14 protein-coding genes are annotated in these 15,252 nt (G+C 60.7%); 11 read left to right on the plus strand and 3 right to left on the minus strand.

Going from position 1 to position 15,252, the window contains the following annotated elements:
* Positions 1–420: 420 nt before the first annotated feature.
* Together V5E99_RS14685 and V5E99_RS14690 are read right to left on the minus strand one after the other, a co-directional pair.
* Entirely contained in the window at positions 421–1,179 is a 759-nt protein-coding gene (locus V5E99_RS14685; RefSeq protein ID WP_499803074.1) for a slipin family protein, read from the minus strand.
* A gap of 2 nt (positions 1,180–1,181) precedes the next feature.
* On the minus strand, positions 1,182–1,715 hold the full coding sequence (locus tag V5E99_RS14690) for an NfeD family protein (RefSeq protein ID WP_499803075.1): 534 nt from the start codon (positions 1,713–1,715) through the stop codon (positions 1,182–1,184).
* Between the two features lie 199 nt (positions 1,716–1,914).
* On the opposite strand from V5E99_RS14690, the gene V5E99_RS14695 reads away from it, so the two are divergent.
* Positions 1,915–2,376: an aminoacyl-tRNA deacylase gene (locus V5E99_RS14695; protein WP_499803076.1), complete on the plus strand. Its 462-nt coding sequence runs from the start codon at positions 1,915–1,917 to the stop codon at positions 2,374–2,376.
* Positions 2,377–2,492: 116 nt separating this feature from the next.
* Complete coding sequence (locus V5E99_RS14700) at positions 2,493–2,738, plus strand: DUF2789 domain-containing protein (protein ID WP_499803077.1); 246 nt, start codon at positions 2,493–2,495, stop codon at positions 2,736–2,738.
* 57 nt (positions 2,739–2,795) lie between these two features.
* On the opposite strand, the gene V5E99_RS14705 is transcribed toward V5E99_RS14700, so the two are convergent.
* Positions 2,796–3,134, minus strand: coding sequence for a hypothetical protein (locus V5E99_RS14705; protein ID WP_499803078.1), 339 nt, complete (start codon positions 3,132–3,134; stop codon positions 2,796–2,798).
* 231 nt (positions 3,135–3,365) lie between these two features.
* Here V5E99_RS14705 and V5E99_RS14710 point away from each other — a divergent pair, with 231 nt between their 5' ends.
* From V5E99_RS14710 to pgaA, 9 genes are all read left to right on the plus strand, one after another.
* A complete protein-coding gene (locus tag V5E99_RS14710) occupies positions 3,366–4,841 on the plus strand; it encodes a Fic family protein (protein ID WP_499803079.1) in 1,476 nt (491 codons plus the stop codon).
* Between the two features lie 129 nt (positions 4,842–4,970).
* Positions 4,971–5,399: a MarR family winged helix-turn-helix transcriptional regulator gene (locus V5E99_RS14715; protein WP_499803080.1), complete on the plus strand. Its 429-nt coding sequence runs from the start codon at positions 4,971–4,973 to the stop codon at positions 5,397–5,399.
* Positions 5,396–7,468 carry an FUSC family protein gene (locus V5E99_RS14720; RefSeq protein WP_499803081.1) on the plus strand — a complete coding sequence of 691 codons (2,073 nt, stop codon included), beginning with the start codon at positions 5,396–5,398 and terminating at the stop codon, positions 7,466–7,468. Before V5E99_RS14715 ends, V5E99_RS14720 begins: the two co-directional genes overlap by 4 nt.
* Positions 7,465–7,674, plus strand: a complete 210-nt coding sequence (locus V5E99_RS14725) for a DUF1656 domain-containing protein (protein WP_499803082.1) — start codon at positions 7,465–7,467, stop codon at positions 7,672–7,674. The genes V5E99_RS14720 and V5E99_RS14725 overlap by 4 nt, the downstream gene beginning before the upstream one ends.
* Complete coding sequence (locus tag V5E99_RS14730) at positions 7,671–8,564, plus strand: efflux RND transporter periplasmic adaptor subunit (protein WP_499803083.1); 894 nt, start codon at positions 7,671–7,673, stop codon at positions 8,562–8,564. Before V5E99_RS14725 ends, V5E99_RS14730 begins: the two co-directional genes overlap by 4 nt.
* Complete coding sequence (locus V5E99_RS14735) at positions 8,561–10,009, plus strand: efflux transporter outer membrane subunit (RefSeq protein ID WP_499803084.1); 1,449 nt, start codon at positions 8,561–8,563, stop codon at positions 10,007–10,009. The genes V5E99_RS14730 and V5E99_RS14735 overlap by 4 nt, the downstream gene beginning before the upstream one ends.
* A gap of 82 nt (positions 10,010–10,091) precedes the next feature.
* Positions 10,092–10,727 carry an NADH:ubiquinone oxidoreductase subunit N gene (locus V5E99_RS14740; RefSeq protein ID WP_201199503.1) on the plus strand — a complete coding sequence of 212 codons (636 nt, stop codon included), beginning with the start codon at positions 10,092–10,094 and terminating at the stop codon, positions 10,725–10,727.
* Positions 10,728–11,000: 273 nt separating this feature from the next.
* Entirely contained in the window at positions 11,001–12,506 is a 1,506-nt protein-coding gene (locus V5E99_RS14745; protein ID WP_499803085.1) for a YdgA family protein, read from the plus strand.
* A gap of 260 nt (positions 12,507–12,766) precedes the next feature.
* On the plus strand, positions 12,767–15,250 hold the full coding sequence (pgaA, locus tag V5E99_RS14750; RefSeq protein ID WP_499803086.1) for a poly-beta-1,6 N-acetyl-D-glucosamine export porin PgaA: 2,484 nt from the start codon (positions 12,767–12,769) through the stop codon (positions 15,248–15,250).
* The last annotated feature ends 2 nt before the right edge of the window (positions 15,251–15,252 follow it).

Raw genomic sequence — 15,252 nt, forward strand, 5'->3', positions numbered from 1 at the left:
CAGTAAGTTGGGAGCCGTCACCATTCGCTTGCACGCGAAGAGGGTGGCGGCCGAGCGCAGGTGTGCAAGACCGGGACTGTTTAGGACACCCAGCAGATCCGAGGATCTCCTGCGCGCAGCCGCCATAAAGCAGTGAGCCAATAAATGCTCATTGAGATGTATGGCAATTGCGACCTAAACAGTTTCGTCGGACTTGCACGTCCGTGTCACCGTTTTATTCAGTGACAAACCCAGACTAGACCTGGCTTCGGGCCGGAACAAGTTCACCAACGCCGCTACAACTTGAAGGAAATCTCCGACGGGATTGCCGGACGTTGGTGAATGTAGGAAAGATCAAAAGATCGCAGCCTTCGGCAGCTCCTACGGGTGTACGCGTAACCCCTGTAGGAGCTGCCGAAGGCTGCGATCTTTTGATCTTCCTCACAATTTCGACGACAAATCCGCCATCCCCTTCAACAACTCAATCGGCAACGGAAAGACAATCGTCGAACTCTTGTCCCCGGCAATCGAACTCAACGTCTGCATATACCGCAACTGCATCGCCCCCGGCTGCCGCCCCAACATCTCCGCCGCTTGCATGAGTTTTTCCGACGCCTGCAATTCGCCCTCGGCGTGAATCACCTTGGCCCGCCGTTCCCGTTCGGCTTCGGCCTGTTTGGCGATGGCGCGCACCATCGATTCGTTCAGGTCCACGTGCTTGATTTCAACGTTGGCGACCTTGATGCCCCAGTTGTCGGTTTGGGCGTCGAGCACCTGCTGGATATCCACGTTCAGCCGTTCGCGCTCGGCCAGCAACTCATCCAGTTCATGTTTACCCAGCACCGCCCGCAACGTGGTCTGCGCCAATTGGCTGGTGGCCATCAGGAAATCTTCAACCTGAATAATCGCTTTCTGCGGATCGAGCACGCGGAAATACAGCACGGCGTTGACCTTCACCGAGACGTTGTCCCGGGTGATCACGTCTTGCGGTGGCACGTCGAGGACGATGGTGCGCAGGTCGACGCGGACCATTTGCTGCACCGCCGGAATCAGCAGGATCAGCCCCGGCCCCTTGACCTGCCAGAAGCGCCCGAGCTGGAACACCACCCCGCGCTCGTATTCGCGCAGGATGCGAAAGGTCGACCCCGCCAGGGCAATCACCAACAGCAACAGCGCGGCAACACCGACTTGCAGGCCCATGACTATTCTCCAACCGGCGCCGCGTCAGCCGCGGCCACTTGCAGCAGTAATCCCTTGCGGGCCACGACGCGCACGTTCTGGCCCGGCTGCAACGGCGTGGCGCTGTGCACTTGCCAGCGTTCGCCCTGCAATTGCACCCAGCCGCTGCAGGCGTTTGTCCCTTGCAACCCGGTGACTGGCGTCACGCTGCCGAGCAACCCGGCATCGCCACTGACGACGCGGCGCGGTCGGGTTTTCAGGGCGCGGATCAGCAGGGCGATCAGCAACAGGACACTGATCAAGCCCAGGCCGATCATCAATGGCACAGGGATGTTGGCGTTGGTCAAAATCACCGCGCCGGCCACAAACATCACCAGCCCGCCGAGGCCGATCACGCCGTAATTGGGCAAGGTCGCCTCAGCCACCAGAAACGCGATGCCGAACACGATCAGCCAGAAGCCGAGGGGGTCGGGGATCAACAGCACAGCGGTGTCCGCCGCGAAAACCGATCCGCTCACGGCCAACAACAGCGCAATGGCACCACAACGAGTGTTCACGTGACCCTCCGGGAGAGTCGTGGGTGGTTCTGTATACAGTCTAGCTGAGCGGTGGGCTGTACGAATTTTGAGCAGTTGTCGCGGCGACCCCGGCGGGCAGATTTCCCACCGGTTTGCCCCGGCGGACCTAGACTTTCAAAGGAAGAGAACGGGTTTAACCATCGTCCGTTTGTGCTTGCAGCGGACACCGAGGTGCATCATGCGTATGGCAAGAACCGTGCAGGACAGCCTCAATCGGGCCCACTGCGAATTCGACATCGTCACCCACCCGCACTCGGCCAGCAGCCTTGAAACGGCGCGCGTGTCGGGCATTCCTGCCGAACGGGTGGCCAAATCGGTGATCCTCGACGACCACCACGGGCATTACCTGATGGCCGTGCTCCCCGCCAGCCGTCACCTGGACCTGAGCAAAGTACGCGGCAGTGGCGAATGGCAGATCACCCGGGAAAGCACCCTGGCGCACCTGTTCAACGACTGCGAACGCGGCGCGGTGCCGGCGCTGGGTGAATCCTATGGGCTGGACATGGTCATCGATCCGTTGCTGACGCGGCAGAAAGATATTTATCTGGAGGCCGGTAACCATCACAACCTGCTGCACATGAGCATGCCGGAGTTTCTGAAAATGGTGCCGCATGCGCAGGTTTGCGAGGTGAGTCATTAGGTTTACGGTGTCAGTGATATCGCCTTCGCGGGCAAGCCTCGCTCCTACAGGTCCGCAAATATCCGTAGGAGCGAGGCTTGCCCGCGAACAATTTTCCAGCCACCCAGGAGCCCAACATGCAATCCCCAACCCACAGCCTGCCGTCCCTGTTCAAACAACTCGGCCTGGCCAGCGACCCGGTCAGCATCGACCAATTCATCGCCACCCATTCACCCCTCAAACCCGAACTGCACCTGGCGGATGCGTTTTTCTGGACCGAGAGCCAGGCCGCTTTTTTGCGGGACGAGATTCTGGATGACGCGGATTGGGCGGAGGTGGTGGATCAGTTGGATGTGTTGATGAGGAAGGGGCGGGGGGTGTAACTCTGAGGAGTTTTTCACTCTCCAGTGGCCATTGTCGGGAAGTGTGAGCAATAACCCTTACTCTTCAGCCACTCTCAATCGCTTGGCGGAAAACTCTGCTTCCACTTCTTCATGGGTCAGGTTTTCACCTGAGCTGATGGACGCTCGTGCGATGTCCACTTTTCGCTGTAAAAACGCTTCGTGCTCCCGCGACTCGCGCTGTTTTTGAAACTTGATGGATTCAGCGGGATTGGAAGCCGGAATCGGAAAGTGCTCTTCTTCGTACTTTTCTACCAACATGGCCAATACTTCAAGCTCATCCCCTTCGGCGGAGTTCGATGCCGCTCCCCACAACTGCTCAATGCGCAAAAGCGCATTGGTGAGGTCCTTATCGGCTCGGATGGGTTTGGTGTTCATTGCACAATCTCCACATTGATCTGATCGCGTTGAGCATGCGCGACGAGGCCCCTGTCGCTGATCGCCAATGTGTTTCAAGATTTTATTATCTCCCCCTCGGTTGGATGCGTTGTTGAAGAAGGAGGTGTAAAAAAATCTGAAGGAAAAGGCTGAAATGTAAAAAAATCTGGTGAGTGGTAAAAAAATCTGGGCTTTAATCGCCAAAGTGAATTTTTTCTGTGGACGCTCGCCATGCCTTTCGTTGGATACGCCTACCTACGTGATGCGCTGAATCTCAAAGCGTTCGCACCCCAACGCGCGGCGATGATCAAGCCAGTCACTCGTATCACATTGATCGGTGATTGTTTGGCTGTTCCACAGGCAGTGGCTCCAGCTCAAGGCTCGATGCTTGAGCATATTCTTTTTGCCCTCAAGCACGAGGGCGTCAACCTTTGCATTCTTGCCCAGGCACTTGAAGCTGTTTCTGCTAAGCAATTGCTGGATGAGTTGGCCAAATCACCGAATGGCGTATTTATTCGCAAAGCCTGCTTTTTGTGGGAGAGCTTCACCGGCCAACAACTTGAGTATTCGATACCGGTTCGGGGCAGTGTTGTCGCGCTATTCGATCCCAAGCGCTATGTGACGGGTCCAGCCCTGCGCAATAGCCGCTGGCGCGTCGATTTTAATGGCTTGGGTTCCATGCACTACTGCGCCACCGTAGAACGAACCCCCGAACTCGAAACCCTGCTCAGTCTCGACATCCTCGGTCGAGCCAAAGCCTTCATGGCCACCCTGCCACCCGAGATGATGGACCGCGCCATCAACTGGGCTTACCTGCACGAAACCCGCGATTCCTTCGCCATCGAGAAAGAAGAACCGAGCGAGGAAAAATCGCGGCGCTTTGTTCAACTGCTGCGCCAGGCTCACGAAGGACGTGAGTTGAGCGAAGACTATTTAGTCGAACTGCAAAACAGCACCGTTTCCAATCCTTTCGACAAAGCTGTCCTGTTTCGCCACGAACAGAATCACCTGCACAACGGTCTGCGTGGTGCCGCAGGCGTCAGCTACGTACCGCCCGCACCGGACCTGTGTCGTGAATTGATGGAAGAGTTGATGGCCTTCGCCAATCAGTCTTCAAGGCAAGTCGATCCGCTGGTGGCGGCGGCCGTGGCTGCTTTCGGGTTCGTCTTCCTTCATCCGTTCATGGATGGCAATGGTCGACTTTCACGTTTCCTGATCCATCAGACGCTTTGCCATTCCGGTGCATTGGAAAACGGTTTGCTGCTGCCCGTCTCCGTGGCCATGAAGCACGAAGAGGCGAACTACCTCGAAGCACTGAAGGACTTCTCAAAACCTGCCCGTGATTTCTGGAATGTCACTTGGCTGGATGCTGACCAAATGGCTTTCGAGTTCGTCGGGCATCCTTCGATCTATCGCTTCTGGGACGCGACCCGCTGCGTCGAATTCACTTTGCGGATGGCACGGCGGGCGCTGGAGGTTGAACTGCGTGAGGAAACCGAGTTTCTGGATCGTTATGACCGGGTGATCAAAGCGGTGAATCAGCGTTTCGATGTGCGGGGGAGTGATTTGTCGAAGTTGGTGATGATGTGCCTGGACAACGATGGCAAGGTCTCGAAGCATCGGCGTAAGCAGTTTCAGTACAGCGTGTCGGAAGAGGTTTTTGCGTTTATTGAGGAGGAAGCCGGGAGATTGATGACGGACGCATAACCGTCAGTCTCCTTCTAGAAGCGAATTTGTTTCAAAACTTGACCACCCTTTCCCTCGAATGCGATATTGATAGTTAGCAAGCTAACAGTGTGTCATTCCCCCGTGCCAAAAAACCTCGACGCTCTCCAGATGAACATCAGCAGTGCCATGGTGGTGGCCGCCAGGCATTGGCGGAAGATCTGCCAGACCACGCTGGTCAACTATGGAATCTCCGAAGCCTGCGCCGTCCCGTTGTTGATGATCGGGCGTTTGGGGGAGGGTGTGCGGCAGGTGACGGTGGCGCAGGCGGCGGGGATGGAGAGTCCGTCCCTGGTGCGTTTGCTCGATCAGCTGTGCCATTCGGGCTACGTGCGTCGCACGGAAGACGCCCATGACCGCCGCGCCAAGTGCCTGAGCCTGACCGACACCGGCCGCGAGTTGGTGCAGGCCGTTGAAGTCGAGTTGGTGCGTTTGCGCCACGAAGTGCTCGAAGGCATCGATCAGAGCGATCTGGAAGCCGCGCTGCGTGTGCTCAAGGCGTTTGAAGCCGCTCAGCATCCGTCGGTGATCGTTCCTTGAGCGGGTTCTGGACGGGTGTTCCCCCGGCGCGGGACTGGTTCTACGGCGTGCGCACCTTCGCCGCGTCGATGACCGCGTTGTACATCGCCATGCTGATGCAGATGCCGCGTCCGTATTGGGCGATGGCCACGGTGTATATCGTGTCCAGCCCGTTTGTCGGCCCCACCAGTTCCAAGGCGTTGTACCGCGCCGTCGGTACGTTCATGGGCGCGGCGGCGGCGGTTCTTTTTGTGCCGATGTTTGTCCAGAGCCCGTGGGTGCTGGTGGTGATCATCGCGTTGTGGACCGGGACCTTGCTGTTCCTGTCCCTGCACCTGCGCACCGCCAACAGCTACGCCTTGATGCTCGCCGGGTACACCTTGCCGCTGATCGCTCTGCCGGTGCTGGATAACCCGCTGGCGGTGTGGGACATCGCCGAGGCGCGCACCGAAGAAATCTTCCTCGGCATCGCCGTCGCAGCGGTGGTCGGCGCGATGTTCTGGCCCCGGCGCCTGGCGCCGGTGTTCAACGATTCGGTGAATAAATGGTTCGCCGACGCCTCGACCTACAGCCTGCGCTTCCTCACCCGCGAGGTGAAACCGGAGGAAGTCAGCACCCTGCGCGCCGCCATGGTCGCGACCTTCAACAGTCTGGAACTGATGATCGGCCAGTTGCCCCACGAAGGCACGCGGCCGCAAACGGTGCGCAACACCAAGGAATTGCGCGGGCGGATGATTCACTTGTTGCCGGTGATCGATGCTCTCGACGACGCGCTCTACGCCCTCGAACGCCGCACGCCTGAGCTTGTGGATAAGTTCGCGCCGCTGCTGGCCGCGAGCACCGAATGGCTCAATCACAAAGACGCCGACCTCGACCGCTGGCAAGCGCTGAAAGATCAGCTCGAAGCCCTGCAACCGAGTGCCGAGGCGCTGAATGATCGCAAGCAGTTGCTGTTCTCCAACGCCTTGTATCGTCTCGGCGAGTGGATCGATTTGTGGCAGGACTGCCGCAGCCTGCAATACGCCATCCAGTGCGACAGCCAGGACAGTTGGCGCGCGGTCTATCGGCACTGGCGCCTCGGTCGCCTGACACCGTTTCTCGACCGTGGGCTGATGCTTTATTCGGCGATGTCCACGGTCACAGCGATCATCGTCGCCTCGGTGTTGTGGATTCTGCTCGGCTGGACCGACGGCGGCAGCGCGGTGATTCTGGCGGCGGTGGCGTGCAGTTTTTTCGCTTCGATGGACGACCCGGCGCCGCAGATTTACCGGTTCTTTTTCTGGACGGCGATGTCGGTGTTGTTTGCCAGTCTGTACCTGTTCCTGGTGCTGCCGAACCTGCATGACTTCCCGATGCTGGTGCTGGCGTTTGCCGTGCCGTTCATCTGCATCGGCACCCTGACGGTCAAGCCGCAGTTTTACCTCGGGATGCTGCTGACGCTGGTGAACACCTCGTCGTTTATCAGCATCCAGGGTGCCTATGACGCGGACTTTCTCAGCTTCGCCAACTCCAACCTGGCGGGGCCGATTGGCTTGCTGTTTGCCTTTGTCTGGACCCTGATTGCCCGGCCATTCGGTGCGGAACTGGCGGCCAAGCGCCTGACCCGTTTTAGCTGGCGAGACATTGTCAGCCTGACCGAACCGGCGACGCTGTCCGAACACCGCAAGCTCGGCGTGCAGATGCTCGACCGGCTGATGCAGCACTTGCCGCGCCTGGGTTTGACCGGCCAGGACACCGGCGTGGCCCTGCGCGAACTGCGGGTGGCGCTGAACCTGCTCGACTTGCTCGCCTATACGCCGCGAGTGGTGGGTGTCGCGCAAGTGCTGCTGCAGCAAGTGGTGGCCGAGGTCGGTGAGTACTTCAAGGCCTGCCTCAAGGCCGGCGAGCGTTTACCGGCGCCGAGTCCCTTGCTGATGACCCTGGACCGCACCCGTCGCGCCCTCACCACCGAATGCGATGACGGCACCCGTCTACATTTGCTGCACGCCTTGAGCGGGTTGCGCCTGGCCTTGTTGCCCGGGGTTGAATTCGTCGGAACGGCTGACCTCGAAGAACCGCTGCCCCATGGCATCGATGGAGCGCCTTTATGATTGGTGATCTGGATATCAGCGGGGTGTTCCTGCCCACGCTGCTGGTGCTGGTGGGCATTACGTATGTGTTTTACCTGTTGGTGCACGGGGTGCTCACGCGCCTGCACTTTTACCGTCTGGTCTGGCACCGGGCATTGTTCAACGTGGCTCTCTACGCTTTGCTGCTCGGCGCCGTGGACTCACTCAGTCGATACCTGATGACATGAAAAAACCTTTTTTGACCATTGGTCGCGTGCTGCTGACCCTGCTGATCGTGTCCTTCGCCGTCGTCGTGGTCTGGCGCATGGTGATGTATTACATGTTTGCCCCGTGGACCCGCGACGGGCACATCCGCGCCGACATCGTGCAGATCGCCCCGGACGTGTCCGGGCTGATCCAGCAAGTGGATGTGCGCGACAACCAGTTGGTGAAACGCGGTCAGGTGCTGTTCAGCATCGACCAGGACCGTTTCAAACTGGCCCTGCGCCAAGCCAAAGCGGCGGTTGCCGACCGCCAGGAAACCCTGGCCCAGGCCCAGCGTGAAGCCAAGCGTAACCGTGGCTTGGGCAATCTGGTGCCCGGCGAGCAACTGGAAGAGAGCCAGTCCAAGGTCGCCCGCGCCGAAGTGGCGCTGATGGAAGCTCAGGTGGCGGTGGACAGTGCGCAGCTCAACCTCGACCGCTCGACCATCCGCAGCCCGGTGGACGGCTACATCAACGACCGGGCCCCGCGTAATCAGGAATTCGTCACCGCCGGGCGGCCGGTGTTGTCGGTGGTGGACAGTAATTCGTTCCACATCGACGGCTATTTCGAAGAAACCAAACTGGACGGCATTCACGTCGGCATGGGCGTGGATATCCGGGTGATCGGCGATCGCGCTCGTTTGCGCGGGCATGTGGAAAGCATCGTCGCCGGCATCGAAGACCGCGACCGCAGCAGCGGCAGCAACCTGTTGCCCAACGTCAACCCGGCGTTCAGTTGGGTGCGGCTGGCCCAGCGGATTCCGGTGCGCATCGCGTTCGACGACGTGCCCGCCGATTTCCGCATGATTGCCGGGCGCACTGCGACGGTGTCGATCATCGACGACAAAGACAACACCGAGGAGCCGGCGAAATGAGCAAAGCCTCGGCTTTGGCGGTGGCCGGTTTAGGCCTGTTGCTGTCGGCGTGTCAGGTGGTCGGGCCGGATTATCACTTGCCGGGCGAAGCGGCCGTGCACCGTGACGACTTTCAGGGCAATTTGGCGGTGGTCGATAAAGACGTCGTTTCGGCGCCGGTGCCCAGCGATTGGTGGCGCCTGTACCAGGACCCGCGTCTCGACCAATTGGTGCAGCAGGCCATGGCCTCCAACACCGATTTGCGCGTGGCGGCGGCGAACCTGTCCCGGGCCCGGGCGCAGGTCGATGAAGCGCAAGCGGCGGGCGGCTGGAGCGGCGGCGTGAAGATGGGCGCCCAGCGGTTGCAGGAATCCGGCGAAGCGTTCCTGCTGCCGGAGAAAGTGCCGGTGGCGAATGTCGGCGACATCGGTATTACCACCTCTTATCAGTTCGACCTGTTCGGCACGTTGCAGCGCGGGATCGAGGCGGCCAAGACCAATGCCGATGCGACCCAAGCGGCTGCGGACACGGCGCGCATCACGTTGGTAGCGGACGTGGTCCGGGCCTACACCCAAGTCTGCGCGGCCAACGAAGAGCGGGAAATCGCCCAGCATTCCCTCGACCTGCAAGCCCAAAGCACCACCCTGACCCAGCGTCTGCGGGATGCCGGGCGCGGCGACGAAACCCAGGTCACCCGCTCGCAAACCCAATTCAAATCCTTGCGCGCCGACATGCCGCGCTATGAAGCGTCGCGTCAGGCCGGGTTGTTCCGTTTGTCGATGTTGCTGGCCAAACCGCTGAATCAACTGCCGGCCGGCACCGACAGTTGCGCCGAACTGCCGAAAATCGCGCAATTGTTGCCGGTAGGTGACGGCGCCACGCTGCTCAAACGCCGCCCGGATGTGCGTCAGGCCGAACGCCGGTTGGCCACCGCGACCGCCGGCATCGGCATCGCCACCGGCGAGTTGTACCCGGACATCAGCATCGGCGCATCCATCGGCACCGTCGGCACCCTGGAAAATCTCGGCAAGCCGCAGACCAATCGCTGGGGCTTCGGCCCGTTGCTGAGCTGGACCGTGCCGTCCAACGGCTCCCGCGCGCGCATCCGCGAAGCCGAAGCCTCGACCCAAGGCGCGCTGGCGCACTTCGATGGCGTGGTACTCAACGCGATTCGCGAAACCCAAACCGGTCTGGCCCAGTACTCTGCGTTGCTGCAACGTCGCGATGCCCTGGCCGATGCCGAGCAATCGGCGCAACAGGCGGCGGACCAGACCCACCGCTTCTTCCAGGCCGGCCGCGCGTCGTTCCTGGCCGACCTGCAAGCCACCCGCACCTACACCGATGTCACCGCGCAACTGGCGTCGGCCAACACCCAGGTCGCGATGAGCCAGATCGATTTGTTCCTCGCCTTGGGTGGCGGTTGGGAAAGCGGACGAACGCAAGCGTCACAGCCCGGCAAACCCTGAGGCCGTTGCTATGCTTTGATTTGACGGGATCGCACAGCGAACCCGTCAATCAAGGCTCGCGTTGGTCATGGGGACTCTAATAATGAAAAACCCTTATGCTCCCGGCTTCTGGTGCGCTATTGCGGCATTGGTCTTGCTGTCGGCCACCTATTTCTACGGCATCATGCTGGCCCATCAGATCGACAAGGCCCTGGTGTTCCTCGACAGCGCCTCGGCTCTGATTGCCGTGATGTCCATCGTGGTGGTGGCCTGGGCGTCGGTCCAGGGCACGCGGATCAAGCGAAGACACCTCGAACAAGGCAAGACCCTGGTGCTGATCTGGGACACCAAAGTCGCGCTGCGCCGGGTCGAAACGGTGTTTGATCGCTACTTCTGGGGCAGCTACTGGCAGCCGGGGCGCACGTTCCAGGAAGTCATGGGCGAACTCACCGGCACGCCGCTGGAAAAAAGCCTCGAAGCCTTGAAAACCCAATGCCTGGCCCTCGACAAGCAAGTCACCGAAGAAGGCTGGCACTGGCTCAACAACGCCCGCGAACTCTCCGACGTCGCCAACGCCATGGCCCGCGAACGCTATCAACTGGACTTCTGCGACCCGCGCGCGGAAGTGACGGGCGGGGCGGTGATCAATCGGGATTTTGAAGTGCTGGTCTATACGTGGACGGCACGGCTCAAAAGCTTTGATCATCAACTGGATGAGATTGAAGTGCAGTATTCCTGATCGCAAAAAGATCGCAGCCTTCGGCAGCTCCTACAGCGAACGCGTAAACCTGTAGGAGCTGCCGAAGGCTGCGATCTTTTCAAGGCACCGCTCTCGCCCGGGAACGATCAACATCCTGTGTGCTCATAGACACTCTTTCACCTTTAATCATTGGGCCGTCTCGCCCTGCAAATGCTAATCTCCTTCGCACTTTTCGCGAAGTCGAGCTGCAACCCGCCATGGGTTCAGGGAAGACGACCACATTTTCAACAACGGACATTGATCGGGTCATTCATGAATAAATCAGCAGGCGTGCTTCTTGGAATTGTCGTCGCCATCGGGGCTATCAGCGCCGGCGGTGCCTGGTACACCGGGACGAAGATTGAAGGCGTGTTGAACACCGCCATCGGCAATGCCAACAAAGAACTGCAAGCGGCGATGGTCGGTTCCAAGGGCACTGCCTCGCTGGAGCTGGTGTCCCTGGAGCGCAATGTCTTCAGCAGCACCGCCCATTACCGCCTCAAGGGCGAAGGCGAGATGTTTGGCAGCGCACCGGTCGAATTGCTGTTCGTCGATCACATCGAACACGGCCCGCTGCCGTTCTCGCGCCTGGTGTCGCTGAAATGGCTGCCAGTCATGGCCACCAGTCACTACGAACTGGAAAAGACTCCGCTCACGGCCAAATGGTTTGCCGCCACCAAGGACCTGTCGCCGCTCAAAGGCGTGGTCAACATTGGTTACGACAACTCCACCAACGGCACTTTCGAGCTGCTGCCGCTGGAAGCGGCCCTGGATGACAAGTCGAGCCTGAAGTTTTCCGGGCTGAACATGGACATCGCCGCCAGCGCCGAGGCGCAGAAGGTCAAGGCCAACGGCTACATGGACAGCCTGAAGCTGACCACCGTGGCCGAAGATCAGGCGCCGGTGACGGTTGAGCTGAACGGCCTGACCCTGGCCAGCAACCTGGTCAAAAGCACCTACGGCTACTACACCGGCGAAAACACCCTCGAACTGACCAGCAGCAAGACCACGTTCGGTCCGAAGCAGTCGATCGTCGGCGTCAACAAATTCGAAATGAAGAACCAGACGGAAGAATCGGGCACCAACGCTTCCGGGCGTGCCGATTACAAAGTCGGCGAGCTGACGTTCAATGGCAAAACCATCGGTTCGGCCCAAATGGCCATGAGCCTGAAGAACCTCGACATCCCGGCGACGATGTCGCTGATGGAGGTTTACCAGACCAAACTGCAACCGTATGAACAAGCCGCTGCCGCAGCCACTGCCGCCGGTGAACCGGCGCCCGAGCTGAAGCTGACTCCGGCTGAAGATGCGCAGGTCAAGGCTGGCCTGGAAAAACTGCTGGCTGCCGGTCCGCAGTTGGCGCTGGAAAACCTGTCGTTCAACACCGCCAACGGTGAAAGCCGCGCCAACCTGGTGCTCGACCTGACCAAACCAGCGTCCATGGACCTGCCGCCCGACCAATTGGTCCGTCAGTTGATCGCGTTGCTGGACATCAACCTGCAAGTGTCCAAGCCGATGCTCGTCGACCTGCTCAGCCTGCAGGCGCAAGCGGATGGCCAGACCGACGCCAAGACCATCGTCGATCAGGCGACGGCCACCAGCGACATGTTCAGCGCCATGGCGGTGGGCAGTCAGTTGGCCAAACTGGACGGCACCAACGTCGTGAGCAAACTGCATTACGCCAACAATCAGGTGGAATTCAACGGCCAGAAAATGACCGTCGAAGAGTTTGTCGGCTTCGTGATGGGCAAACTCGGTGGCGCCGAACAGGTTGAGTAAAACCTGACGGTTAGCCCAAACGCCCGGCCTCTGTGCAACGCAGACGCCGGGCGTTTTGCTGTCTGGGGTTTGAGCATTGCCGGGGGCGAGCGGCACGCCGTCTGACGAATCTGAACAATTATTGTGTTCTCAATAGTTGAGCAACATCGCGTGCAAGACTGCGCCCCGACAAGCTGGCTGGGTCCTGTCGACCCGGCTTTCCGCTACGAATGGGCAAGGAGGGCACTGCGACCCGGCTGGCCATGTAAGGATGCTGACGAATGCCGCGTTTTGCTGGTCCCTCTATTCATCATCGTGGTTTGCGCCCCCTGATCCGCGTTGCGCTGTGCAGCCAATTGCTCTGGCCGACGCTGGCATTCGCCGACACGCCTTACGATCAAATGGTCCGCGATGCCCGTGCGGGCCAGTACGCGCCGGCGCTGACGGTGCTGCGCCAGGTGCCGGTGAATCAGGCCACCAACGGTCAGGTCAGCGATCATTTGCAGATTGCCGGTTGGGCCGGGCTGGACGCCGAAGTGGTGCAGGTCTACGAAACCCAGGGACGCAATCGGGTGTTGCCGGTGCAGGCATTGACCGCCACGGCGCGGGCTTACCGCAACCTCAAGCGCTGGGATGCGGCGACCCAGGTCTACAACAAGGCCCTGGCGCTGGAGCCGCAAAACCCGGACCTGCAACTCGGCCTGGCCATGAACCAGGCCGACGCCGGCCAACCCGACGAAGCCGTCATCCGCACCAAAGCCCTGGTGGCCGCCAAACCGGATGATCCGTCCCGGCGTCTGGCGCTGGCCTATGCCTTGACCCGCGCCGGCAACACATACGATGCGCTGTTCGAATACGACCAGGCGTTCATCCGCGCCGGCAGCAAACCGGAAGTTGCCCGGGAATACGTGTTTGCCCTGCAACGCGCGCGCCTGCCGGAACCGGCCTTGCGCCTGGCCCGGCAACGGCCGGGGCTGATTGATCCGGTGCAACTGCGGCGTATCGAAGGTGACCTCGCCGCCGAACGCGTGCGCCTGGCGGAACTGGCCACCCGCAGCGAAAAAGAACGTTACGTGATCGCCGATCGAGCGCTGGCCGACTACGACAAATTGCTCGCCACCTGGACCCCGGACCCGGCGGCCCACGAGGACGTCACCCGTTGGCGCATCGACCGCATGGGCGCCCTCAAGGCCCGGGCGCGCACCGCTGATGTGATCAGCGAGTACCAGAAACTGACCGGCGAAGGTGTGAAGATTCCGACCTACGCCCTGCGCTGGGTGGCGTCGTCTTACCTGGATCAACGCCAGCCGGAAATCGCCACCGACCTCTATCGCCAAGTGCTGGTCGCGCCGGACGCCGATGTCGGTGATCGCCTCGAAGACAGCACCGCGCTGTATTACTCGCTGCTGGAAAGTGACAAGGCCGACGAGGCGCGCAAGGTCGCCGAGGACCTGGCGAAAACCCAGAAGCCACGGATCGAACTCAAGGGCTTGCCGGTGGGCAACCCCAACGATGAATGGATGGACGCCCAGCAGCTCGCGGCCCAGGCCGGGACGTATGGTTCCGACCTGCCGTCCGGCGAGCGGCGCTTGCAGACCTTGGTCGATCAGGCGCCGGGCAATGTCGGCTTGCGCCTGGCCCAGGCCGATTTGTACCTGGCGCGGGACTGGCCGCGCCGCGCGGAATTGCAGCTCAAGGAAACCGAGAGCATGGTCCCCCGTGACGTCGGGCTGGAAGTCGCCCAGGCCCATACCGCGATGGATTTGCAGGAATGGCGGCAGATGGACGCGTTGACCGACGATGTGGGCGCGCGTTTCCCCGACAACCGCCAAGTCCAGCGTTTGCAGCGCCAGCGCGAAGTGCATGAGATGGCCGAGTTGCGGGTCCAGACCTACGGCGGCAAGAGTTATGGCGGCGGCAGCAGCGGGGCCGGTGCGGTTTCGGGCAGCAAGGATTTCGGCATTGAAACCGTGCTCTACAGCCCGCCCATCGACGAAGACTGGCGCGTATTCGCCGGAGTCGGTTACGCCTCCGGGGATTTCCAGGAAGGCACCGGTCGCGACCGCACGCAACGGCTCGGCGTCGAGCGCCGCACCCGCGACATGACCCTGGAAGCGGAAGTCTCCAATCACAACTACGGCTACGGCGACAAACAGGGCGCACGCCTGTCGATGACCCGAGACATCGACGATCACTGGCAGTACGGCGCGAGCCTCGCTTACCTCTCGGCGGATACCCCGTTGCGAGCGCTGAACAGCGACGTCAGCGCCAATGGCGGCAGCGGTTTTATCCGCTGGCGCGCCAATGAAAGCCGCGAATGGAAACTGGCGGTCAGCCCCTCGCATTTCAGCGACGGCAACAACCGCGTCGAAGCCTTGCTGACCGGGCGCGAAGGCGTCTACACCGCGCCAAAAGTGCAGGTGGATCTGGGCCTGGAAGTGGGCACCAGCCACAACTCTGCGTCCGAGGACGTGCCGTACTTCAACCCCAAATCCGACTTCAGCGTGTTGCCGACGGTGAACGTCAATCACGTCCTGTATCACCGCTACGAAACGTCCTGGAGCCAGCAGTTCCAGGCTGGCGCGGGCACCTACAGCCAGCGTGATCACGGCACCGGCGGCATCGGTCTGTTGGGCTACGGCCAGCGCTATAGCTGGAACGACGTATTCGAGGTGGGCGGCTTGCTGACGGTGATCAACCGGCCCTATGACGGCGACCGCGAAACCGATCTGCGCCTGCTCGTCGACCTCACTTACCGCTTCTAGAA

Origin of the sequence: Janthinobacterium sp. LPB2021202312-11-4 (genome assembly GCF_037049705.1) — a bacterium.
Classification (GTDB): domain Bacteria; phylum Pseudomonadota; class Gammaproteobacteria; order Pseudomonadales; family Pseudomonadaceae; genus Aquipseudomonas.

Bases quoted from the DNA above. Each gene is read 5' to 3' on its own strand.
- V5E99_RS14685 (WP_499803074.1), bottom strand. From the start codon at position 1,179: ATGGGCCTGCAAGTCGGTGTTGCCGCGCTGTTGCTGTTGGTGATTGCC.
- V5E99_RS14695 (WP_499803076.1), top strand. From the start codon at position 1,915: ATGCGTATGGCAAGAACCGTGCAGGACAGCCTCAATCGGGCCCACTGC.
- V5E99_RS14700 (WP_499803077.1), top strand. From the start codon at position 2,493: ATGCAATCCCCAACCCACAGCCTGCCGTCCCTGTTCAAACAACTCGGC.
- V5E99_RS14705 (WP_499803078.1), bottom strand. From the start codon at position 3,134: ATGAACACCAAACCCATCCGAGCCGATAAGGACCTCACCAATGCGCTT.
- V5E99_RS14710 (WP_499803079.1), top strand. From the start codon at position 3,366: ATGCCTTTCGTTGGATACGCCTACCTACGTGATGCGCTGAATCTCAAA.
- V5E99_RS14715 (WP_499803080.1), top strand. From the start codon at position 4,971: ATGAACATCAGCAGTGCCATGGTGGTGGCCGCCAGGCATTGGCGGAAG.
- V5E99_RS14725 (WP_499803082.1), top strand. From the start codon at position 7,465: ATGATTGGTGATCTGGATATCAGCGGGGTGTTCCTGCCCACGCTGCTG.
- V5E99_RS14730 (WP_499803083.1), top strand. From the start codon at position 7,671: ATGAAAAAACCTTTTTTGACCATTGGTCGCGTGCTGCTGACCCTGCTG.
- V5E99_RS14735 (WP_499803084.1), top strand. From the start codon at position 8,561: ATGAGCAAAGCCTCGGCTTTGGCGGTGGCCGGTTTAGGCCTGTTGCTG.
- V5E99_RS14740 (WP_201199503.1), top strand. From the start codon at position 10,092: ATGAAAAACCCTTATGCTCCCGGCTTCTGGTGCGCTATTGCGGCATTG.
- V5E99_RS14745 (WP_499803085.1), top strand. From the start codon at position 11,001: ATGAATAAATCAGCAGGCGTGCTTCTTGGAATTGTCGTCGCCATCGGG.
- pgaA (WP_499803086.1), top strand. From the start codon at position 12,767: ATGCCGCGTTTTGCTGGTCCCTCTATTCATCATCGTGGTTTGCGCCCC.